Origin of the sequence: Bellilinea sp., from assembly GCF_034432615.1 — a bacterium.
Lineage (GTDB): Bacteria > Chloroflexota > Anaerolineae > Anaerolineales > Anaerolineaceae > Bellilinea.
Genome location: NZ_DAOUBL010000312.1, coordinates 1 through 21,919, shown reverse-complemented (window position 1 = coordinate 21,919; position 21,919 = coordinate 1). Strand labels below are relative to the sequence as shown.

Sequence of the window (21,919 nt, the reverse complement as noted above, 5' to 3'; positions counted from 1 at the left end):
CCTAATTTGACTGTAATATCAGAATTCAGACCATTTTAATATTGTATTAAGAAAGCAAAATCGGTATAATTTTTTCTAATGAGGTTTTAATCTAAACTACAGGAGGTGATTATTTTTACGAGAATCTAATGGTAACCAAAACAAAGATGTTTACACCCAATTTCCCAAAATTTTTTAGAAAGGATGGAGAGACAATATGACTCAAAAACTACTCAAAGGCTTCCTGCTGGTTGTCCTGTTTGTAGTAGTGGGAGTTGTGTTGACCGCCTGTCAACAAACAACTCCAGAGCCTACTCAGCCGCCCGCTCCACCACAACCAACTGCTGTTCCATGTCCCACTGCGGCACCCTGTCCGGCAGCCCCGGATTTATCCAGCGAAGTACCCTATTATGCTTTGTGGATGAATTCCGGTCATGCTGATGCGAGTGCGCTGGCATTCCGCTATTGGGACACGCAAGATCCAGCTGAAATACCAACATACTGCGCAAAATGTCATAGCAGTGCGGGTTTTCTGGATTATCTTGGCGCTGATGGAAGCCAGGCTTTTATGGTTGATAAGGCTGCGCCTACTGATACGGTAATCAACTGCAACACCTGCCATAACCCTGCCACCGAAACACTCACCACGGTGAAGTTCCCCTCCGGGGTGGAGCTGACCGGTTTAGGGCGCGAAGCAGTTTGTATGACCTGCCATCAAGGCAACGCTTCAATGGTTCAGGTGGATGAAGCCATTGCAAAAGCCGGGGCAACGGATGAAGATGCCGTGGTTGGAGAACTTGGATTTATCAACATCCACTATTACGCTGCAGCGGTCAGCCGTTATGGTGCTCAGGTAAAGGGTGGTTACCAGTACCCTGGAAAATCGTATGATGTGTTGTTTGAGCATGTGTCGGGAGTACAGGCCTGCCAGGACTGCCATAACTCGCATTCGCTGGAGCTGAAGACGGAAAGTTGTGTAACCTGCCACCCAGGCGCCAACACGGTTGAAGGGGTGCGGGCAATCCGCATGGCTTCTTCGTTGACCGATTATGACGGTGATGGGGATGTTAATGAGGGATTGGCGGATGAAATCGCTGGTTTGCGGGATATGTTATATTCTGCAATTCAGGCCTATGCCAAAGAAGTGGCTGGTACGGCAATCGTATATGACAAGAATGCTTATCCGTACTTCTTCATTGACACCAACGAAAACGGCAGCGTTGATGAAGGCGAAGCCATTTTCCCGAACAAGTATGCTTCATGGACACCACGTCTGGAAAAGGCGGCTTTCAACTTCCAGGTTGCCATGAAAGACCCCGGTGGTTATGCTCACGGTGGAAAATACATCATTCAATTGTTGTATGATTCGATCGAAAACCTGAATGAAAAACTGTCCACGCCGGTAGATTTGAGCATGGCTAACCGCGTGGATGCCGGGCACTTTGATGGTTCCTCTGAATCATTCCGCCACTGGGATGCGGATGGAAAAGTGCCGAATGCCTGCGTCAAGTGTCACACCGCAGACGGATTACCGCAATTCCTTGCGGAAGGCGTCAATATCTCGATGATGCCTTCTAATGGCCTGCGCTGCGAGACCTGCCACAACGACCTGACCACCTTCTCCTTGTATCAGGTCGAGACGGTCACCTTCCCCAGCGGTGCAAAATTGGGGTTTGAGAACAGCCCGAATGATAATCTGTGTTTGAATTGTCACCAGGGTCGAGAATCAACGGTGAGTGTGAACCGCGCCATTGCCGGTTTAGATGCAGATACACCGTCTGACAAACTGACCTTCCGCAACATCCATTACTTCGCAGCCGGGGCGACTCTGTTTGGTTCCGAGGCGCAGGGTGTCTATCAGTACGCGGGCAAGCAGTATGTTGGAAAGTTTGAGCATATCCCCAACTATCAAGCCTGCTCCGACTGCCACGACGCTCACAAGCTAACGGTGGAAGTTGGCGCGTGCCGTGCATGCCATCAGGTTGAGGATGTCACTCAGATTCGCCTTGAAGATCCCAAAGTGGATTACGATGGCGATGGTGATGTGAACGAGGGTATTAAAGGCGAGATTGACACCTTGACCGAAATCCTTTACCAGGCCATCCGTGCTTATGGCAAGGAAGTAGCGGGTACGCCGATTGCTTACTCTCCCACAGCTTATCCCTACTTCTTTGTGGATACCAATGAAGATGGGGTCGCATCACCGGATGAGGCAATCTTCCCCAACCGCTACGTATCGTGGACGCCCAGACTGTTACAGGCGGCTTACAACTACCAGTATGCCAAGAAGGATCCGGGCGGTTATGTACATAATGGAAAATATATCCTGCAGGTGCTGTATGATTCAATTGTGGATTTGAGCAGCAAAGTGCAGGTCAACACAGCCGGTCTCAAACGCCCGTAGGCTTACTGACTGATCCCACAATCCCGGTCAACCCCTGCTGACTGCAGGGGTTGACTTTTTCGTGTCATGTATCATTCCGTAAACAGGATGAATTTCATGGTTTTTGGTGAGTGACAATCGAGATAAATTTGGAGATTAATGTATAATTAATTTTGTTTGCAAGGAATTGGCTTGATTTTACTGGTGCTTTTTCCCAAAAATAATTGAACCGTTAAGGAGCAACTTATGCCTGATCGTTACAGAATCCCTCCAGAACTGTTTATTGTGGCCTTTGGCTTTATTCTTCTGGCAGTTTGCCTGGTTGTGGGCATTGCGTTTCGAAACGAAGCCTTGCCAGTGCGGGCTGAAACCTTGCCTGTTGATATGGCTCAGTTGCCCAACAATGCAGCCTGTCTTTCCTGCCACATGGTGGAAGGTCAGGTCAAAGAGTTTCCAAACGGTGATGTGATTTCTGTGGTGATTGCCCCTGAGATGTATGGTCTCTCTGCTCACGCTACGCTGAGCTGCCAGGTTTGCCATACCAACATCAGTGGTTACCCTCATCCTGAAAATTTAGCTCAATCCAGCCGCGAATATACCTTACAGTTTCAAAACACCTGTAATCAGTGTCATCCATCGCAGGCTTCCGAATTAATGGACAGCGTCCATACGCGGTTGATGGCTGAGGGCAATCTGGACGCGCCGATTTGTGCGGATTGTCATAACCCTCATCAGCAGCCAAAAATCGCGAAGGACGAGCAAGGCCGTCTAAGTCCTGCTGAACATGCCCAATCGGCGATGGTATGTGGTCAATGCCACAGTACAATTTATGATGAATATGCGCGAAGCGTGCATGGAAGCGGGGTGCTGGAGGATAAAAACCCGGATGTGCCTTCTTGCATTGACTGTCACGGTGTTCACAATGTGAGTGGTCCGAGCGGTGGGGCAGCCTTTCGGTTATCTTCGCCTAAAATTTGTGCGGATTGCCACACTAACGAACAAATTATGTCAAAATATGGATTATCCACCCAGGTGCTGCAAACCTATGTGGCCGACTTTCATGGGACAACCGTGACTTTATTTGAAAAACTTGATCCAGATCAACAAATCAATATGCCGGTTTGTTATGATTGCCATGGGGTACATGATATTCGTCGGTCAGATGACCCGGAAAAGGGTTTGCAGGTTAAGCAAAATTTATTGGCTGCCTGCCAAAAATGCCACCCGGATGCAACCGAAAACTTTCCCGATGCCTGGTTGAGTCACTATATTCCTGATCGCAACCGTTATCCGCTGGTTTACTGGGTGAATGAATTTTATAAATACTTCATTCCAACGGTGCTGGGCGGAATGGGTTTGTTTGTGGTCAGCGATATTTACCGGCGTTGGGTCTTGGATCGAAGAAGGAAAAACGCGAAACCTGTAGAAGGTGCCGAAGATCAAATGAGTGCTACTGAAGAAACCAGTAAGGATATTGAAACAGAGGAGCAAGCAGAACAAGCCGATACTCAATTCTCTGACGAGAAACCGCAAGATGAGGAGAATTCATAATGAGCGAGAATCAAAAGAGCTACACGCGTTTCAGTCTGGCGCAGCGAATTGAGCATATTGTGCTGATTGCCTCCTTTACCACTTTGGCGGTAACGGGATTGGTGCAGAAGTTTGCCCAGAGTTCAATTTCAATTTCTGTCATTGCGGCGTTGGGCGGTATTGAAATGACGCGCATCATTCACCGCACCGCCTCGATTGTATTTTTACTTCAGGCTATTTATCATCTCGTTGCGATTGGCTATAAATTGTACGTTCAACGCAAAGAGGCCAGTATGCTGCCGGGTTTCAAGGATTTGCAGGATGCCTTTCAGCATTTTCTTTACAATCTGGGTTTGAGGAAAGAACGCCCCAAAATGGATCGTTATAATTTTGTCGAAAAGGCAGAATACTGGGCGATGGTGTGGGGGTTGGTGTTGATGGCCTTGACCGGTTTCATGATGTGGAATCCGATTGCCACGGCTCGCGTCCTGCCGGGGCAGGCCATACCGGCAGCAAAAGTCGCACATGGCGCTGAGGCAATACTGGCGGTACTGGCTATTTTTATCTGGCATTTTTATCATGTCCATTTGAGAACTTTCAACAAAAGCATGTTTACCGGCAAACTGACCCGGCATGAGATGGAAGAGGAACATGCGCTGGAACTGGAAAAAATTGAGAAGGGTCTGCTTCCGCCTCCCCCTTCACCAGAGGAATTGCGTCGAAGGAAGCGTATCTATTACCCGGTTGCTGCGGTACTCAGCCTGGTGCTGTTATTCTTTGTTTACCGCTTTGTAACATTTGAAGAAACAGCGATCACGACCATTTCACCCGTATCGGCGCGGGCAGATAGCGTTTTCGTTCCGCAAACACCCACCCCGTTACCAACCCGGCCGCCTACGGCGACACCTGCTCCGACACAGGAAGGACAACTTTTTGAAGGGCCGTTGAGTTGGAATAATGCCATTGGCCAGATCATTGCCCAGCGGTGTGGCAGCTGTCATGGTGCAATGGGTGGTCTAGCGTTGACCACGTATCAATCCGCTTTAGAGGGTGGCAGGTCTGGGGCGGCGATTGTTGGGGGTGATGTCGAGCAGAGTTTACTGGTAACAGTCGTCAGAGATGGAACACACCCCGGTAAATTTGAACCTCAGGAACTCGAGCTAATCGTCCGCTGGATTGAGGAAGGGGCGCCAGAGTAACCGTTTTTGATTTACTGCAAAAATGTTTTCAGCCGTAATCGAAAAGGATTACGGCTTCTTGTTTAATTTCACAGAGAACTGGCAGGTCAGGGGATCTGCTTGGTGGGGATGAATGTGTTGATCCAATGTGGTTTCAGCGCTGAGCTGTTTTTGAAGAATTAATCTGTCCACCTCGCATAATTCCGGGAATTGGTTGAGCAATTCACGATAGGGGCAATTGGCAAATAAAATCCGTGGTCCTTGTGGGCGGGCTTCCCATCTGGCGGCATAACCGGCAGAATTCAGGCGGTTGATCAGATGGATGATTTTTGAGGTTAAAGAGGATGGAAATTCGGGTTGTGTGGGAAAAAGATGGTTGGCAATTTGTCCCAATGTTTCTTTTTCCCGGTTTGGAGACCCATTGAGGAGCAGAGATAGTGCGGCACGCGCCAATGAAAGTGTATTATTAGGCCTGGCCTGGTGAGTGAGTGCATAACAGCGCGCCGGGCGACCCCGTTGGCTGCCTTTTTGAATTGCTGAGATTTTTACCAGATTCTGTTGCAGCAGGTTTGAGAGATGATAACGAACATCGGCCGCGGTGACTTGCAGTGCGCGGCTGATTTGACGCACAGAGGCATTAGGATTTTCCGAAAGATAATCCAGAATTTGTTGAGATGTGTTCTTCTCCATGATATTTATGCAAAATTATTTTATCTTAATTCAATGTTGACAGTCAAGCAGGATGCGGTAGAATCATCAATGAACCGTACCATTTTGCAGGTTATCCACAAGTTCTTAATTCAAGAAAGGCGATTCCATGGGTGAGGAAGCGTTAAATTCGCCGGGATATGACATTCCGCCTGAAATGCACGGACAGGTGGCAATCACCACGCTGGATAAAATTTACAATTGGAGCCGTAAAAACTCCATCTGGCCGATGATGTTTGGGCTGGCCTGTTGTGCCATTGAAATGATTGGTACGGCAGCCAGCCGCTTCGATTTTTCTCGTTTTGGCATGGAGGTCATGCGCCCCAGTCCACGCCAGGCGGACTTGATGATCGTTTCGGGCACGGTGACCAAAAAAATGATTCCGCAAATTGTTCGGTTGTATAACCAGATGCCCGAACCTCGTTATGTGATTGCAATGGGTGCCTGCGCTTCAGGCGGAGGCCCTTTCAAGGAAGGTTATTCCGTCGTGGCCGGAGTGGATAAATTCATTCCAGTAGATGTTTATATTCCGGGGTGTCCGCCAACGCCGCAGGCATTGATGCATGGTTTCATTACTTTAATGAAAAAGATCGAAAAACAATCTTTGCGAAGTGTGCCCTGGTATCAAAAGACCCCCAGCGAACCAATTCCTGTTCCGGTTTTGGGACCGGATTTAATGGACCCGCGCAAGTTTGACTTGATCAAACAGGTTACCCATCAAATCCTAGAAGAGGGGAAGGCACAGGCCGAGGGAGAAACGACCCATGAGTGAACAGATTGAAATTCAATCGCCCAGCCTGACGGAAAGATTCCCGGAAATTGTTGTACCAGATCCCAGAGCGGGATATGGAGGTTATATGGTTCAGCCGGAGAATCTGGTGCAGGTTGTGCAAGCCTTGAAGGATGAAATGGGCTATGATTACCTCTCCTCGGTGACCGGAGTTGACTACCTGCCGGAAAACAAGATGGAGGTAGTGTATCACTTTTACCGGACTACCGGTGGGGGAGCGCTGGTTCTAAAAACTCAGGTTGATCGTGAAAATCCGGTGGTACCATCCCTCACACCGTTATTTCCGGGGGCAGAATTTCAAGAGCGTGAAGCTTGGGATTTGCTGGGTATTCGATTTGAGAATCACCCCGACCTGAGGCGAATCTTAACCTGGGAGGGTTTTTACGGTCATCCATTACGCAAAGACTGGAAGGAACCGTTTTTTGAGGAAGAAACCAAACCCTTCAAAAGTCGCTGGCCGGAAGGTCATGTGTATCGAATCGAAGATAAAAATCCCTTTCATGATAATGTTCAATTTCCACCGGGTTTTGATCCAGAGCAGTGGTCTCCAGAAACGGATGAATTGCTGTATAGCGGTTTGAAGCGGGTGGACAAAACGGACGATTTTTTGACTGAGCAGGTGGTGGTCAATCTCGGACCTCAACATCCCTCAACCCATGGGGTGTTTCGCATGGTGGTGGTGTTGGATGGAGAAACCGTGGTTGATTTGAAACCAATCATGGGCTATCTGCACCGCAATCACGAAAAGATTGGCGAACGGAACACGTTTTTACAAAATATGCCCTTTACTGACCGGCTGGATTATGTTTGCTCGATGAGCAACAATTTTGGTTATGCTCTGGCGGTTGAAAAGTTGATGGGTGTTCAACCACCTGAACGCGCAGAATACATTCGGGTGATGATGGCGGAGTTAACCCGCTTCTTGAATCACATTTTTTCGATCGGTTTTTTGTTGAATGATTTGGGTGCGTTCTTCACTCCCATGTTGTATGCGCTCGAAGAACGGGAATTGATCCTGGATGTGTTTGAAGCGGTGTCCGGTTCACGGATGATGTGTAATTATTTTCGTTTTGGAGGTGTGGCGCGTGATATTCCTGACGATGTGATGGAAAAAATCCGCAAACTGGTATTGGACCGCCTCCCCAGAAAACTGGATGAGATGGATTACTTCATCACAAATAATGAGATTGTACGTGGACGATGTGAGGGGGTGGGTGTGTTGACCGCTGAACGGGCAATTGCCCTGTCTGCTTCAGGACCGGTTTTACGAGCATCGGGGGTGCCGTATGATGTCCGCCGGGCTGACCCATACAGCATTTATGACCGCTTTGAGTTCGATATTCCGGTTCGCTATAACGGTGATATATACGACCGCTACCTCTTGCGACTGGATGAAATGCGACAAAGCTTACGCATTCTCCAGCAGGTGTTGCGGGATATCCCCGACGGCCCAATTATGAGTGGGAAACCCCAATATCAGGTACGGGTGCCGGCCGGCGAATCGTATGGTAGGGTTGAAGGTCCGAAAGGCGAGTTGGGGTTTTATGTGGTATCGAACGGCAAACCCAACCCATGGCGCTATCATGTTCGGGCTCCAACCTTTATCAATCTGACCAGTCTGGCCGAGATGTGCCGAGGTCAAAAGATTGCCGATGTAGTGACCATATTGGGTTCAATTGATATTGTTTTGGGCGAAGTGGACCGATAAGGCCGGAAGGAGGAGGGATGATTACAGGAGGCGGCATTCTAAGAGGTTTGTGGACAACCTTCCGACACTTCGTAAAAACCTATCTTGAAGATTTGCGGATTGGAAAGAAGCGTTACTTTACGCCGGAGGGAATAGAACTCAGACGCAGTCCGGATGTGGAGGGAATTTTCACCATCCAGTATCCGGAAGAAAAACTTCCCGTTCCAGAAGAATTCCGCTACATTCCTTTTCTGGTGTATGATGAAGGGGTAAATGGCGAAAAAGAGATTCGCTGCACATCCTGTGGGATATGTGCAAAAGTGTGCCCGCCCCAATGTATCTGGATTGTGCGTACAAATGACCCGGTTACGGGCAAGCCCATTCCGCAGCCAAAAGAATTCTACATTGACGTGGATATCTGTATGAATTGTGGTTTTTGTGCAGAATTTTGTCCGTTTGATGCCATCAAAATGGACCATGATTACGAAATCGCATCGTATGACCGTTTGAAAGAACATATCTTCGATTTGGAACGGTTGAGCAAACCGGCTTCTTATTATGCTCAAATCCGTCCGACAAATTACGCACGGGAAGAGGCCGCCCGGGCTGAAAAGGAAGCCCAAAAGGCTGCCGCCAGAAAGGTCAACCCTTGATTTTGACTTTCGAGGAAAGCCGACAGCATGTATAATAGCGATACGGAAGTGATGTTTCCCCCGCGCGTGATCGGCCACTTGCGCAATTTACGCGGGGTTGACTGGCAGAGGCTGGTTGACGAGGTTTGTTCTGAAAAGGCAGACCTGCTCGAAAGAGCAGCATTTACCCTGATGATGGTACGGATGGGAGGCTGCCAAACCTGTACAATCGATTCTTACCGCGGTATGCGGGGTTGTACGATGTGCGCCAGACAGACGATCCGCCGTTTTCGTGGTTCAGACCATGATCTGGTAAAACAGTTCGAGCAATGCAAAAGTGAATTGCAACAGTTTTTCAATAAATCTTGACACTCTTTTCAAGCAAAACATGAGGTAAATTAATGGATTCACCTTCTATTACAAAAGATGCTGTCCTGGCAGCGTTGAGCAAGGTTGAAGAACCGGAGCTTCATCAGGATTTAGTTTCTCTGAATATGGTTCAGAACCTTGAAATCCAGGATGGAAAAGTCAGTTTTGACATTGTGTTGACAACACCGGCCTGTCCTCTGAAAGGGAAGATTGAGGCTGAGGCCCGCCAGGCGGTGCTTGCCATACCAGGAGTCAATGAAGTTCAGATTCGCTTTGATGCCTACGTTCGTAATGATGGTCATGCGCGCGGTTTGATGGAAATTCCTGTCAAGAACGCAGTGGCGATTGCTTCGGGGAAAGGCGGAGTAGGTAAAACCACTGTGGCGGTTAATCTGGCGGTGGCGTTAGCACAAAGTGGTGCGAGGGTGGGTCTTTTGGATGCAGATATCTATGGTCCAAACGTCCCACGGATGATGGGGGTTGATCGTCTACCTCCCATTCAGGGAGAAAAGATTAAACCTGCCGAAGCATACGGTGTAAAGGTTATGTCCATTGGTTTTCTGGTACCGCCCGGTAAAGCCTTAATCTGGCGAGGGCCGATGCTGCATTCAGCTATTCGACAATTTTTAGGCGATGTAGATTGGGGATTGCTCGATTACCTGATCATTGACCTGCCTCCAGGAACCGGTGATGCGCAACTCAGTCTGGCGCAATCCATGCCGCTCAGCGGTGGGGTGATTGTTACCCTGCCACAAGCGGTTTCGCTGGAAGATGCCAGCCGGGGAATTCAAATGTTTGAGCAGTTGAACGTACCGATATTAGGGGTAATTGAAAATATGAGCTATCTGCAAATGCCGGATGGAACGGTAGTGGATGTGTTTGGAAGAGGAGGGGGAGAATCGCTGGCGAAACAGCATCAGGCGCCTTTCCTTGGAGTAATCCCTTTAGAACCGGCTGTAAGGGTGGGCGGAGACGAAGGAAAACCGATAGTCCTTTCCCAACCCGATTCAGCAGCCGGTAAAGCTCTGCGCCAAATCGCGGAACAACTGGCTGCTCAATTGAGTGTGGCTGCCTTTAAAAGACAGGGCGGCGTGAAAATTGAGATGGTGGAGTAAAATTGAATGGAGACAACTGCTGTTCAGCAGATTGTTGGGATTCGTTTTTCCAAAGTCGGTAAGATCTATCACTTTCAGGCAACCAATCTGCCTCCGCTGCGTGTAGGCGACGCGGTGGTGGTCGAAACTGCTCGCGGCTGGCAAATTGGTGAAGTTGCCCAAATTGTCAAAGAACCCATGCAGCCACCCGAAGGCGGCTGGAAACCAGTTGAACGGGTGGCCACACCCCGAGATTTGTTATTGCGCCAGCTGTGGCAGTTGCGGGAATTAGATGTAGTCGAGGTTTGCCGACGGCGGGCATCGGAATTAAGGCTGCAAAACCTCAAGGTAGTTGCAGCCGAGTATAGTTTTGATGGTTCGCGGCTGACGATACTGTATTCAACGGAGGGCGAAGAGCGGGTAGACCTAAAATCCCTGCGGCAGGATATGCAACGACAGTACGCTCCAGCGATGGTGGAATTGCGTCAAATTGGGCCACGGGATGTGGCCAAGTTGTTGGGGGGGATGGGAGCTTGTGGGCTGGAAACGCGGTGTTGTTCGCGCTTCTTAACTGAGTTCAGCTCGATCTCCATCCGAATGGCGAAAGAGCAGGGAATATCCCTGACTCCCACTGAAATCACTGGGATGTGCGGGCGGTTGCGTTGTTGCCTGATCTATGAATTTGATACCTATGTTGAAGCCCGCAAAGGTTTGCCGAAGCGGAATAAACGAATTGCCACTCCGCTTGGTGAGGGCAAGGTGATTGATGTTTTACCATTGGCTGGCAAAGTGCGCGTAGATATACCCGAAGTGGGCATCAGGGAATTTACCCGCGAAGAAATTCTAGCTTTCAGTGAACCACCCGTCGAAAGCGGGACGGTTGAAGCGGTTATTGAAGAAGAAAACATTGAAGAATACGAAGGGGGTATACAACCTCCCACTGAAGATGAGAGTGGTCGGCCTGAACAAACGACTGGATATCCAGAGCCCTCATCTACCAAGCCAAGACGGCGATCAGGAGGAAAAGGTGGTCGAAGAAAACGCGGACCAAAAAAATCCTGAAAACTGGTCAGGTCCGCAGAAAATTCTGGTAATTCTGGCTCATCCGGATGATCCAGAATTTTTTTGCGGTGCGACAATTGCCCGTTGGACACGCATGGGGCATTGGGTTGAATATTGTTTGCTTACCCGGGGTGATAAAGGGGTAAGAGGAGAACTGGTTGACCGGCAAGCCTTATCCCGCCTTCGCGAGGAGGAACAAAATCGGGCAGCCACCATTTTGGGCGTTGATAAAGTCAGGTTTCTTGACTTTGAAGATGGGTATCTTCAACCAGACCTGGCAGCCCGGCGTGAAGTAGTGGCGGTGATTCGTGAAGTTAGACCGGATGTGGTCGTCACGAGTGACCCAACCAATTATTTTCACCGCGAAGACCGCATCAATCATCCTGACCACCGCATTGCCGGTCAAATTGTCTGTGAGGCGGTTTATCCGGCTAGCGGCAATCCGCTTTACTATCCCGAGTTATGGGAAAAGGGACTGCTTCCTCACGAAATTAAAGAATTGTGGTTGACACTGACAGCGCAACCGAATATGATGATAGATGTAACCGAAACATGGGAATTAAAAATTGAGGCTTTAAAGCAGCACCGCAGCCAGATTGCAAATTTAGAGGAAATGGAGCGGATGCAGCGCCAGCGTCGATCTGCGGACAGCAGCGAGGATAATCCCCGTTATGTTGACTCATTCCGGAGAATCAAGTTCAAATGACAAACACACCTCCATTTGTTGAAAAAGCCGAAACGCTATTTGCGTATAGCCAGAAATTACGACGGGACTTCCACCGGCATCCTGAGTTGGGTTTCCGAGAGTATCGTACGGCCGAGGTTGTAACCAGAGAATTGCGCTCCCTCGGTTTGGAGGTTTCAACGGGTATCGCGGAAACAGGGGTTGTGGCGGTCATTGAAGGCGCACGGCCCGGACGGGTGGTGATGCTTCGCTTTGATATGGATGCTCTTCCAATTGATGAGCAGACCGGGGCGGAGTACGCTTCCCAAAATCCTGGTGTCATGCACGCCTGCGGTCATGATGGACACATGGCAATTGGATTAACGGTGGCGCGTCTGTTGCAGGAGTATCGAGATGCGATTCATGGAACGGTTAAATTGGTCTTTCAACCGGCAGAAGAAGGATTGGGGGGTGCAGAACGGATGGTTGCTGAACAAGTGCTTGAAAATCCCAAAGTAGATTATTGTTTAGGTCTGCATTTATGGAATGAAAAACCGCTTGGCTGGGCAGCGGTGGTGCCTGGCGCGTTTATGGCCGGCGCGGATTTCTTCACAGTGCGCATTTTGGGAAAAGGCGGCCATGGAGGACTGCCCGAAACGACCATTGACCCGATTGTGGCAGCCGCCCAGATTGTGATGGCTCTGCAGACAATTGTATCTCGAAATATTGCTCCGCTCGAGTCGGCGGTTGTGAGCGTGACTCAAATGGCTGCCGGAAGCGCTTACAACGTTATTCCCAATCTGGCCGAGCTGCGTGGAACAATTCGCACTTTTCTACCCGAAGTCCGCGATGTTGTTGTGGCACGGCTTGAGCAAATTGTGCGCTCAATTTCACAGGGAATGAATTGTGAGGCGGAAATTGAAATCCAACGTCTGACCTGGCCAGTGGTGAATCATCCCCGAATTGCAGAAATTGTGCAGGAAGTGATGTTGAATTTGCTCCCCGAGTACCGCAATGAAAGAAATTACCGCAGCATGGTTTCAGAGGATATGGCGGTATTTTTGAACGCAGTTCCCGGCTGCTTTTTCTTTATAGGCAGCGGGAACCCAGAGAAGGGATTGACTGCCAGTCACCATCACCCGGAGTTTGACTTTGATGAGCAAGTGCTCCCCAAATCTGCTGCGATTCTCGCAGCGGCAGCCATCGAGTTGGGTAAAGCGGAGTTGTAATCATCTCAAAATGCCAATACTTTTAGATTTGAGCGGTTTTTCTTCCTTCCCGGAGCGGGTGGTTTCTCTGGTGCCTTCGATGAGCGAAAGCCTGTTTGATTTGGGGATGGGCGCTCATCTTGTTGGTGTAACGGATTATTGCATCCATCCATCCCAAGTTCTTGATTTACCGAAAGTTGGAGGTACAAAAAACACGCGAGTTGATCAGGTTTTGCAATTATCCCCCGATTTGGTGATTGCCAATCAGGAAGAAAATAGCCGGATTTGTGTGGAGGAATTGGCACAAACGCTAAATGTTTGGCTGACCTTTCCAAAAACGGTTCGACAGGCACTGGATGACCTCTGGCAGCTGGTTTATTTATTCCGACAGGAAAGGGCGTTTGCATCTTTGAGAACGCTGGAAACCGCAGTGGAATATGCGGAGAACCGCCTGTTTGATCTTCAGCCCGTGCCTGTTTTTGTTCCCATCTGGCAAGACCAAACCCCTTCCGGTGTTCACTGGTGGATGACGTTCAATCGGGACACTTACTGCCATGATTTGATCCGCTTGATGGGCGGAAATAACGTATTTGCAGAGCGTAAACGGCGGTATCCATTGGATGCTGATTTGGGATTCGCTGCTGAAATAGCGGATGAAGGGGTTGATACACGTTATCCGCATGTCACGGTTGAAGAAGTGCTGGAAGCTCAACCCGAATTGATTTTGCTGCCGGATGAACCGTATTTATTTCAGGACGAAGACGTGCAGGAAATATTTCGGTTGTTGGAGAAAACACCGGCAGTGAAGCACAACAAAGTTTATGGGATTGAAGGTAGTTTGCTGACATGGCACGGGACGCGTTTGGGAAAAGCGCTGGTGGAATTGACTCAGTATTTTGATTGAAGCAAGATCATTCTTTTTATCCCCTTTTTTCCTTACAAAAATCATTCTTGTTTGAAAGGCAGGGCGGTGATATACTATAAGCGATATAATCATCTGATTAATCAGTTTTTTTTGATTCAATATCCCATGCAAAACGGTGATTTTCATCTTTCAGAATTTCTGCGCTACCTGTCCTGCGGCAAGGTGAAAGTTGGTGAGCGTATTCCCTCCCTGTCGCAGTTGAGCCGTGAATTGGGCATCAGTATTGCCAGTCTGCGTGAGCAGTTAGAAGTTGCGCGGATAATGGGGTTGGTTGAGGTGCGTCCCCGAACCGGCATTCGACTGCTGCCATATCAATTCAAACCGGCAGTACTTCAGAGTTTGTATTATTCCCTATCTCAAAACGCGGAGACGTTTCTGGAATTTTCCGATTTGCGCACCCATATTGAAACTTCTTACTGGTATGAGGCTGTAGGATTGTTGAACAGCGAAGATTATCAGCAATTGAGAATGATTGTCCAGCGCGCAAAGGAAAAATTGTCTTCCAATCCGCCACAGATCCCTCATCAGGAACACCGCCTGCTTCATTTGACCATTTTCAAAAGGCTGGAAAATCCGTTTGTCCAGGGATTACTGGAGGCGTATTGGGAAGTATATGAGGCGGTTGGATTGGATGTTTATACGGATTTTGCTTATTTAGAACGGGTTTGGCAGTATCACGAAAAAATGGTGGATGCCATTTGCAAGCAAAACTTCAACGAAGGATATGATGCACTGGTCGAACACATGGACTTAATTTACCAGCGTTCGAAAAGGCCATCCTATCAGACATTTGAGTAAACCGAACGGCGAATTACCTTACAACACTCAAAAGGAGTCCCTATGTCTCAGATACAGCCTGCTTTAGTTAGCGATAACGGTACGGTGGGCGATAGAATAGTTAACGACTTTTGCATTACCTTTAGCACGGTCAATGGGTCGGGTTCTGCAACTGCCAATACAATCCTCTTGAAAACCTTATTCCGGATGGGAATTCCTGTCAACGGGAAAAATATATTCCCATCCAACATTCAGGGTTTACCCACCTGGTATTCAATTCGATTGAGCAAAAAAGGCTATCTGGCACGGGTCGAAATGGATCATCTTGTTGTGGCAATGAATCCTTCCACATTGGCTACCGAGATGAAATTCCTCGTGCCGGGAGGAGTTCTCTTTTATCCGGATGATTTTAAGCTGGATATAGACCGCGATGATATTGTGCTCTATCCAATGCCGGTTAAGCGTCTCATCAAAGAAGCCGATGCGCCGCAAAATTTGCGTGATTATATGGCGAATATGGTCTATGTTGGGGTTGTTGCCCAAATGCTCGGCATTGATCTGGATGTGGTTTATCAGGTATTGGATGCGCACTTCAAAGGCAAGAAGAAAGCGGTTGATTCAAACTGGCAGGTAATCAAAGCAGCAGCCGATTGGGCAAAACAAAATTTAATTAAACGTGATCCTTATTATGTGGAACCCATGTCCCCTTTGGAAGGATATATTATCACTGAAGGGAATATCGCATCGGCACTGGGTGCGCTGTATGGTGGTGTTCAACTGACCGCATGGTATCCCATCACGCCGGCTTCCAGTTTGGCTGAGGCGGTTATGGAATATCTGTCTTCACTGCGTACCGACCCGGAAACTGGTAAAGCCACCTCGGTGGTGATTCAGGCTGAGGATGAGATTGCTGCAATTGGCATGGCGGTTGGTGCGGGTTGGGCAGGATTGCGTGCCATGACTTCCACCTCCGGCCCGGGGATTTCGCTGATGGCAGAGTATTTGGGTCTGGCTTATTATGCTGAAGTGCCAGTTGTGGTTTGGGATGTGCAGCGGGTAGGCCCTTCGACCGGTTTGCCAACCCGCACGGCTCAAGGTGATTTAACTTTCGCCAATTTCATCAGTCATGGTGATACGGAATACATTATCCTATTACCGGGTAATGTTAAGGAATGTTTTGAATTTGGATGGAAATCTTTCGATATTGCCGAGCGTTTACAGACCCCTGTATTGATTTTGACCGATCTCGACCTTGGCATGAATTACCATATCTCGCCGCGTTTTGAATATCCCGATCAACCGATGGATCGTGGGAAAGTGTTGTGGGAAGAGGACTTGCAGAAACTTCTTGAAAAACTGGATGGTAAATGGGGCCGGTATCTGGATATTGATGGGGATGGAATACCATATAGAACCCTGCCCGGCAATCGCCACCCTGCCAGCGCCTATTTTGCTCGTGGCACCGGCCATGACGAGATGACCCGCTACAGCGAAGATCCGGATGTCTGGGAACGCGGTCTCAACCGGTTGAAAAGAAAGATTTGGGATAACCGTCATCTCTTGCCCGACCCGGTTATAGAGAGGATGGAAGGTGCAAAATTTGCGATTGTTGGTTTTGGCTCAACCGATCCAGCAATTCAAGAAGCACGCGATTTGCTGGCTGAGGCTGGATTCCCGACCGATTACATGAGAGTTCGATCCCTGCCTTTCCGGGATGAGGTGTGCAATTTCCTGCATGAATATGATCGCACCTATGTTGTAGAGTTGAACCGTGATGGTCAATTGAAACAATTGTTGACCATGCACTTTTCAGAATGCGGTTCCAGGTTGCGCCAGGTTTCTCACATTGACGGTATGCCTATCACCGCAAACTGGATAAAAGAACGGATTTTGTCAATGGAGGGCAAATAACCGATGACTACTCAGGCTGCGCCGAAAACTCAGGTGAACCTTGCAGGCTTAAGCCGGCAGGATTACAAAGGTCATAACAGCACTTTATGCGCTGGTTGTGGGCATAATTCCATTTCCAATCAAATCATCGCTGCTCTGTACGAATTAAATGTCGTTCCCGAAACGGTTGTCAAATTCAGTGGGATTGGTTGTTCCAGTAAAAGCCCGACCTATTTTCTCAACCGTTCTTTTGGCTTTAATGGTTTGCATGGCCGTATGCCGTCGTTGGCTTTGGGCGCCTTATTCGCCGATCACACTCTCAAAGGGATTGGCGTCAGTGGGGATGGGGATACAGCCAGCATTGGGATGGGGCAGTTTAAGCATGTCATGCGCCGAAATCTGCCAATGGTCTATGTGGTTGAGAATAACGGGGTTTATGGATTGACCAAAGGCCAGTTTTCAGCAACTGCCGAAGTGGGGCTGGAATTAAAGCGGCAAGGGGTGAATAGGTACTTTCCGGTGGATATCTGCATGGAAGCGCTGGTCAGCCGGGCTTCGTTTGTTGCAAGATCTTTTGCCGGCGACCCAAAGCAGGTAAAGGAAATCTTCAAAGCCGCCTTCAGCCACCGGGGAATTGCGGTTATTGACATCATCAGCCCGTGTGTTACCTTTCACAATAAAGAAGATTCCTTCCATTCCTATACGTGGGGTAAAGAACACGAGATAGCCTTGCACGATATCACTTATGTTCCTGCTCGCGAGGAGATTACGATTGAGGACTTTGAAGAGGGCAGTGCTCGTGAAGTCACATTGCATGATGGAGCAACCATCGTTTTGAAGAAACTCGACCGTGATTATGATCCAACCAACATCTTTGAAGCTTTGCGGGTTCTTTACGAGGCGGAGCAAAATAACTGGTTGTTGACCGGCATTCTGTATGTCAATCCCAATGCGCCAACCATTTTTGATATGTACAATCTGCCTGATACGCCCTTAAATCGGCTTCCCGCTGAAAAATTGCGACCCAGCCGCGAATCGCTCGATAAAATCATGCAACAGATGCAGATTTAGAGACGATCCGTCAGCCAACTTCGATTGGGCGGTCGAGGTCTCTGATCCACTCGCTCCAAGAGCCGGCATACAGTTTTGCACCCTGTATGCCGGCATATTCCATTGCCAGCAGGTGATGACAGGAAGTAACTCCGGAACCACAATAAACAATCACCTGATGGGGAGGTGTGTCTCCAATTAATTCTGTGAATTCTTTCCGTAGAATCTCGGCTGATTTCAGCTTGCCTGCACGGGCAAGATTTTTTTCGTGAAAACGATTGAGGCTGCCGGGAATGTGACCGGCAACAGGGTCGAGGGGTTCGAATTCACCGCGGTATCGTTCGGGAGCGCGGGCATCAATGATTTTGTATTCGGGCTTCTTCAGCAGGTTGAGCATTTCGGCAGTGGTAATCATTTTGTCCGGCTGAGGGTTGGGGACAAATTTGCCGCGGGGTCGGGTTTCAATTCCCTGTGCAAGCGGAAAGCCGGCAGATTTCCACGCATTCCAACCACCGTTTAGAACAGCCACAGTTGAATGTCCCAACCACTTAAGCATCCACCAAAAGCGCGCAGCAAATGAACCGCCAGTGGTATCCAGGGCAACTACCTGAGAATGATTGCTGATCCCCAACCGCTCGAGGGTATCGGCAAAGTCCTGCGGTGAAGGTAATGGGTGCCTTCCAGTATGAGGAGTGGGCGGAGCAGAACAATCGTGATCCAAATGAGCGTACACCGAACCGGGAATGTGGCCTTGTTGATAATCCTTGAAGCCCCAATCGGGGTTAGTCAGATCAAAACGACAATCCACGATGAGCCAGTCAGGATGATGTAAGTGGGCAAAGACATCTTCAACTTCAATGAGCGTGGTATAAGGGGACATCTTTATCACCTCAAGTCCATTCTCCAACCGTGTAAAGCAGGGCGAAATTGGGGGGGCGCATAGCACCAACCGGAAATCCACTGATGACCACCACCTGATCTCCGCTGCGGATGGAGGTTGAAGAAACCAGCGCGGCTTCGACACTGGCAACCATGGCTTCCACCGTTGAGGCAAATGGAACCAGGAAGGGGATCACTCCCCAGTAGAGTCCCATTCGTTGATAGGTTTGTTCTTCGGGTGTAAAGGCAAAAACGGGGACGTTAGGTCGCGATTTTGACATCAGCAAGGCGGTTTTACCGGTTTGGGTGAAAACGGCAATCGCAACGACATTGCGGTCGTGCGCCAGTTCTTTAGCAGCGCGGGTAATTGCCAGTGCATCATCCTGCGGGGCTTCTGCGGGGCGGGTTGAATAATGAGCGTATTCAGCGGCATTGGCTTCAGCTTCGCAAATGATGTTTGCCATAACTTTTACAGCTTCTATTGGATATGATCCGCTGGCGGTTTCGCCAGAGAGCATTACCGCATCGGTGCCGTCAAAGATTGCATTGGCAACATCGGAGGCTTCGGCGCGGGTGGGCCTTGGGTTGCGAATCATGGAGTCCAGCATTTGGGTGGCGGTTATGACCGGCTTCGCATGGCGATTTGCCATGTCAATAATTCGTTTTTGAATAATAGGTACAGTGGAGGGGGAAGTTTCTACCCCTAAATCGCCACGGGCGACCATTACCCCGTCGGCTGCGTGAATGATTTCATGCAGGTTTACGATTGCTTCGGGGCGTTCCAGTTTGGCGATGATGGGGGTATTCGCCCGGCTGGGGAGTATTTCCCGCATGGCATTACGGACTTCTTCAATATCCGACGCGCGATGCACAAAACTGATCGCAACCCAGTCTACCCCATTTTTCAAACCAAATTCGAGGTCGAGGCGGTCTTTTTCCGTGAAAGGGGGAATGCCAAGCGCTGCGCCAGGCAGGTTGACGCCCTTGTTGGAATACAACGTTCCGCCCAGAATAACCTTTGCAAATACAGCGTCCCCTTTGACCTCAGTGACTTCAAATTCAAGATTACCGTCATCCAGCAGAATGCGATTGCCGGGAACGACACCGCGCGCCAGATTGGGGACATCCAAAGGAATGAGAACGATGGATGGGGGCAGGTCATCCAGTGAACCCATATTGGAAACCTGGGTCAGCACAACCATATCCCCGGCTTGGAGAGGGATTCCTTCTGCAGGTAATTTGCCCACCCTGAGTTTGGGTCCCTGTAAGTCTTGCAAAATGGAGACTGGTTTACTTAACTCTTCAGAAAGTTTTCGAATCAGGCGGATTTTTTCAAGATGTTCTTCATGGGAGCCATGCGAAAAATTCAAACGGGCTACATCAATGCCGGCTTCAATCAAACGCCGCAGAGTATCTTCATTTTCACTTGCCGGACCGATGGTCGCTACAATTTTTGTCTTGCGAAAATTCATCATTCACCTCGCGGAGGTTAGAGAGGACTGACACCTTGATTGTACCAAATCATGGGATAAGCCAGGCAGGCAGGTTGTGATTAAACTCAACACCGGCTTGTAATCGCCGGTGTTTATTGTGGTCATTGAGCTGTTGAACCTCAGGGCATCGTCAAAACATCGTAAATATGGGGAACGGCCCAATCAATCTCCTTACGAGTGATGATCAGAGGTGGTGCAAAGCGGATGATGTGCTGATGAGTTTCCTTGGCGAGGATGCCTTTTTTCTGCAAAGCCTCACAAAACCGCCGCGCGCCACCCGCCTCTTCTTTCAATTCAACACCGATCAGTAGACCGCGTCCGCGCACTTCTCGGATATGTGGAGAGGGGATTTCTTCGAGACGTTCAAGGAAGTATTCTCCCATCTGGCGGGCATTTTCGATGAGATTCTCTTCAACTATGACCTTCAAAGCCTCGCGCGCTACGGCGCATGCAAGAGGATTTCCACCAAAGGTAGAGCCATGTTCACCGGGTTGATACAGGCTCAAGATGGGGTGGTCTGCCAGGATTGCCGAAACGGGGTAAAATCCACCGGAAAGCGCTTTGCCGATGATGACAATATCCGGGCGGACATTTTCGTGATCACAGGCGAAGAGTTTGCCGGTGCGTCCGAGGCCGGTTTGAATTTCATCAGCGATGAACAAAACCTGATTTGCATTGCAAATCCTGGCTACCTCTTGTAAATAACCGGCTGGAGGAATGATAACTCCGCCTTCCCCTTGAATGGGCTCCAATAACACGGCTGCGGTGTTGGGCGTAATGGCTTTGGCAAGTGCCTGAGCATCACCATAGGGTACGGTCACGAAGCCGGGTGTGAATGGCCCAAAATCGTTTTTATAGAGCGGTTCAGTAGAGCAGGAAATGATGGAAATGGTGCGCCCATGGAAGTTGCCTTCGGCGACGATGATTTCAGCCTGATAGCGGGGAACTCCCTTTACCTGATAAGCCCATTTACGGGCCAATTTGAGCGCGGTTTCAACCGCCTCGGCACCACTGTTCATCGGCAAGGACATGTCGTAACCGCTCAGTTCAGATAGCTCTTTGTAGAAGAGCGGTAACTGGTCATTGCGGAAGGCACGCGAGGTCAGGGTAACCTTTTGAGCCTGTTCGGTAAGGGCGCGTAAAATGCGCGGATGAACATGGCCTTGATTAAGTCCAGAATAGGCGCTCAGGCAATCCAGATAGCGGTTGCCTTCAACATCCCAGACCCACACCCCTTCAGCCCGGTTGATTACGACATCCAGCGGATGGTAGTTGTGGGCGCCGTATTTTTCTTCCAGTTCGATCAGTTCTTTGGTCAGATTTTCTCTGGTCAGCATAGGTTTATCCTGTTATTTTTCCACCAGCAATTCAACCAAAATCGCTTTTTGGGCATGCAAGCGGTTATGAGCTTGAGGGAACAGGCGGGAATGAGGCCCATCAGCAACTTCGTCAGTAATTTCCTGTCCACGATGTGCTGGGAGGCAGTGCATGACGATGACATCCGAACGCGCTTCGGAAACCAGTTGTTGATTTAACTGATAGGGCGGAAAGACCATTTCGCGTTTTTTGGCTTCCGCTTCCTGTCCCATGCTGGTCCAGGTGTCGGTATAAATGACATGGG

19 protein-coding genes and 2 pseudogenes are annotated in these 21,919 nt (G+C 49.2%); 16 read left to right on the top strand and 5 right to left on the bottom strand.

The features are described from left to right. The first annotated feature begins 196 nt into the window (after positions 1–196). From VAE48_RS14200 to VAE48_RS14190, 3 genes are all read left to right on the top strand, one after another. Positions 197–2,383, top strand: a complete 2,187-nt coding sequence (locus VAE48_RS14200) for a cytochrome c3 family protein (RefSeq protein ID WP_322793986.1) — start codon at positions 197–199, stop codon at positions 2,381–2,383. Positions 2,384–2,788: 405 nt separating this feature from the next. Continuing rightward, positions 2,789–3,913 carry a cytochrome c3 family protein gene (locus tag VAE48_RS14195; RefSeq protein WP_322793985.1) on the top strand — a complete coding sequence of 375 codons (1,125 nt, stop codon included), beginning with the start codon at positions 2,789–2,791 and terminating at the stop codon, positions 3,911–3,913. Beyond that, a complete protein-coding gene (locus VAE48_RS14190; protein ID WP_322793984.1) occupies positions 3,913–5,091 on the top strand; it encodes a cytochrome b/b6 domain-containing protein in 1,179 nt (392 codons plus the stop codon). The genes VAE48_RS14195 and VAE48_RS14190 overlap by 1 nt, the downstream gene beginning before the upstream one ends. A gap of 48 nt (positions 5,092–5,139) precedes the next feature. Here the strand turns inward: VAE48_RS14190 and VAE48_RS14185 are convergent, their stop codons facing one another. Next, entirely contained in the window at positions 5,140–5,760 is a 621-nt protein-coding gene (locus VAE48_RS14185; protein ID WP_322793983.1) for a helix-turn-helix transcriptional regulator, read from the bottom strand. Positions 5,761–5,887: 127 nt separating this feature from the next. On the opposite strand from VAE48_RS14185, the gene VAE48_RS14180 reads away from it, so the two are divergent. The 13 genes and pseudogenes from VAE48_RS14180 to VAE48_RS14125 all read left to right on the top strand — a co-directional run bounded on the left by VAE48_RS14180 (position 5,888) and on the right by VAE48_RS14125 (position 17,947). Continuing rightward, on the top strand, positions 5,888–6,550 hold the full coding sequence (locus VAE48_RS14180; protein WP_322793982.1) for an NADH-quinone oxidoreductase subunit B family protein: 663 nt from the start codon (positions 5,888–5,890) through the stop codon (positions 6,548–6,550). Beyond that, positions 6,543–6,968: pseudogene (locus VAE48_RS17560) on the top strand (NADH-quinone oxidoreductase subunit C); the annotation flags it as partial. The gene VAE48_RS14180 and the pseudogene VAE48_RS17560, both read left to right, overlap by 8 nt. Positions 6,969–7,175: 207 nt before the next feature. Further along, complete coding sequence (locus VAE48_RS17555) at positions 7,176–8,276, top strand: NADH-quinone oxidoreductase subunit D (RefSeq protein ID WP_416181056.1); 1,101 nt, start codon at positions 7,176–7,178, stop codon at positions 8,274–8,276. A gap of 17 nt (positions 8,277–8,293) precedes the next feature. Beyond that, entirely contained in the window at positions 8,294–8,908 is a 615-nt protein-coding gene (locus VAE48_RS14170) for a 4Fe-4S binding protein (RefSeq protein WP_322793980.1), read from the top strand. Between the two features lie 27 nt (positions 8,909–8,935). Continuing rightward, positions 8,936–9,256, top strand: a complete 321-nt coding sequence (locus tag VAE48_RS14165) for a hypothetical protein (protein ID WP_322793979.1) — start codon at positions 8,936–8,938, stop codon at positions 9,254–9,256. 32 nt (positions 9,257–9,288) lie between these two features. Then, complete coding sequence (locus tag VAE48_RS14160) at positions 9,289–10,371, top strand: Mrp/NBP35 family ATP-binding protein (protein WP_322793978.1); 1,083 nt, start codon at positions 9,289–9,291, stop codon at positions 10,369–10,371. Between the two features lie 6 nt (positions 10,372–10,377). Continuing rightward, entirely contained in the window at positions 10,378–11,412 is a 1,035-nt protein-coding gene (locus VAE48_RS14155; RefSeq protein WP_322793977.1) for a regulatory iron-sulfur-containing complex subunit RicT, read from the top strand. Next, positions 11,378–12,118 (top strand): PIG-L deacetylase family protein, encoded by a 741-nt coding sequence (locus tag VAE48_RS14150; RefSeq protein ID WP_322793976.1) that lies wholly within the window; start codon positions 11,378–11,380, stop codon positions 12,116–12,118. Before VAE48_RS14155 ends, VAE48_RS14150 begins: the two co-directional genes overlap by 35 nt. Then, positions 12,115–13,305 (top strand): amidohydrolase, encoded by a 1,191-nt coding sequence (locus VAE48_RS14145; RefSeq protein WP_322793975.1) that lies wholly within the window; start codon positions 12,115–12,117, stop codon positions 13,303–13,305. The genes VAE48_RS14150 and VAE48_RS14145 overlap by 4 nt, the downstream gene beginning before the upstream one ends. A gap of 10 nt (positions 13,306–13,315) precedes the next feature. After that, positions 13,316–14,188, top strand: coding sequence for a helical backbone metal receptor (locus VAE48_RS14140; protein ID WP_322793974.1), 873 nt, complete (start codon positions 13,316–13,318; stop codon positions 14,186–14,188). A 126-nt stretch (positions 14,189–14,314) separates the two neighbouring features. After that, a complete protein-coding gene (locus VAE48_RS14135) occupies positions 14,315–15,007 on the top strand; it encodes a FadR/GntR family transcriptional regulator (protein WP_322793973.1) in 693 nt (230 codons plus the stop codon). 42 nt (positions 15,008–15,049) lie between these two features. Further along, entirely contained in the window at positions 15,050–16,897 is a 1,848-nt protein-coding gene (locus VAE48_RS14130; RefSeq protein WP_322793972.1) for a 2-oxoacid:acceptor oxidoreductase subunit alpha, read from the top strand. A gap of 3 nt (positions 16,898–16,900) precedes the next feature. Continuing rightward, the gene (locus tag VAE48_RS14125; RefSeq protein ID WP_322793971.1) at positions 16,901–17,947 is read left to right on the top strand and encodes a 2-oxoacid:ferredoxin oxidoreductase subunit beta; all 1,047 of its coding nucleotides are present in this window, start codon (positions 16,901–16,903) and stop codon (positions 17,945–17,947) included. 10 nt (positions 17,948–17,957) lie between these two features. Here VAE48_RS14125 and VAE48_RS14120 read toward each other — a convergent pair whose 3' ends face one another. The 4 genes and pseudogenes from VAE48_RS14120 to VAE48_RS14105 form a co-directional block, all read right to left on the bottom strand. Further along, positions 17,958–18,806, bottom strand: coding sequence for a sulfurtransferase (locus VAE48_RS14120; protein ID WP_322793970.1), 849 nt, complete (start codon positions 18,804–18,806; stop codon positions 17,958–17,960). 10 nt (positions 18,807–18,816) lie between these two features. Next, on the bottom strand, positions 18,817–20,280 hold the full coding sequence (pyk, locus tag VAE48_RS14115) for a pyruvate kinase (protein ID WP_322793969.1): 1,464 nt from the start codon (positions 20,278–20,280) through the stop codon (positions 18,817–18,819). Between the two features lie 137 nt (positions 20,281–20,417). Beyond that, complete coding sequence (rocD, locus tag VAE48_RS14110; RefSeq protein ID WP_322793968.1) at positions 20,418–21,635, bottom strand: ornithine--oxo-acid transaminase; 1,218 nt, start codon at positions 21,633–21,635, stop codon at positions 20,418–20,420. 12 nt (positions 21,636–21,647) lie between these two features. Continuing rightward, positions 21,648–21,919, bottom strand: a pseudogene (locus VAE48_RS14105) (ornithine carbamoyltransferase); the annotation flags it as partial.

What these genes read in the sequence shown, in the direction of transcription:
- VAE48_RS14180 (WP_322793982.1), top strand. Translation starts at nt 5,888, where the DNA reads ATGGGTGAGGAAGCGTTAAATTCGCCGGGATATGACATTCCGCCTGAA.
- VAE48_RS14155 (WP_322793977.1), top strand. Translation starts at nt 10,378, where the DNA reads ATGGAGACAACTGCTGTTCAGCAGATTGTTGGGATTCGTTTTTCCAAA.
- VAE48_RS14130 (WP_322793972.1), top strand. Translation starts at nt 15,050, where the DNA reads ATGTCTCAGATACAGCCTGCTTTAGTTAGCGATAACGGTACGGTGGGC.
- pyk (WP_322793969.1), bottom strand. Translation starts at nt 20,280, where the DNA reads ATGATGAATTTTCGCAAGACAAAAATTGTAGCGACCATCGGTCCGGCA.
- rocD (WP_322793968.1), bottom strand. Translation starts at nt 21,635, where the DNA reads ATGCTGACCAGAGAAAATCTGACCAAAGAACTGATCGAACTGGAAGAA.
- VAE48_RS14160 (WP_322793978.1), top strand. Translation starts at nt 9,289, where the DNA reads ATGGATTCACCTTCTATTACAAAAGATGCTGTCCTGGCAGCGTTGAGC.
- VAE48_RS14135 (WP_322793973.1), top strand. Translation starts at nt 14,315, where the DNA reads ATGCAAAACGGTGATTTTCATCTTTCAGAATTTCTGCGCTACCTGTCC.
- VAE48_RS14145 (WP_322793975.1), top strand. Translation starts at nt 12,115, where the DNA reads ATGACAAACACACCTCCATTTGTTGAAAAAGCCGAAACGCTATTTGCG.
- VAE48_RS14185 (WP_322793983.1), bottom strand. Translation starts at nt 5,760, where the DNA reads ATGGAGAAGAACACATCTCAACAAATTCTGGATTATCTTTCGGAAAAT.
- VAE48_RS14120 (WP_322793970.1), bottom strand. Translation starts at nt 18,806, where the DNA reads ATGTCCCCTTATACCACGCTCATTGAAGTTGAAGATGTCTTTGCCCAC.
- VAE48_RS14190 (WP_322793984.1), top strand. Translation starts at nt 3,913, where the DNA reads ATGAGCGAGAATCAAAAGAGCTACACGCGTTTCAGTCTGGCGCAGCGA.
- VAE48_RS14200 (WP_322793986.1), top strand. Translation starts at nt 197, where the DNA reads ATGACTCAAAAACTACTCAAAGGCTTCCTGCTGGTTGTCCTGTTTGTA.
- VAE48_RS14125 (WP_322793971.1), top strand. Translation starts at nt 16,901, where the DNA reads ATGACTACTCAGGCTGCGCCGAAAACTCAGGTGAACCTTGCAGGCTTA.
- VAE48_RS14165 (WP_322793979.1), top strand. Translation starts at nt 8,936, where the DNA reads ATGTATAATAGCGATACGGAAGTGATGTTTCCCCCGCGCGTGATCGGC.
- VAE48_RS14140 (WP_322793974.1), top strand. Translation starts at nt 13,316, where the DNA reads ATGCCAATACTTTTAGATTTGAGCGGTTTTTCTTCCTTCCCGGAGCGG.
- VAE48_RS14195 (WP_322793985.1), top strand. Translation starts at nt 2,789, where the DNA reads ATGGTGGAAGGTCAGGTCAAAGAGTTTCCAAACGGTGATGTGATTTCT.
- VAE48_RS14170 (WP_322793980.1), top strand. Translation starts at nt 8,294, where the DNA reads ATGATTACAGGAGGCGGCATTCTAAGAGGTTTGTGGACAACCTTCCGA.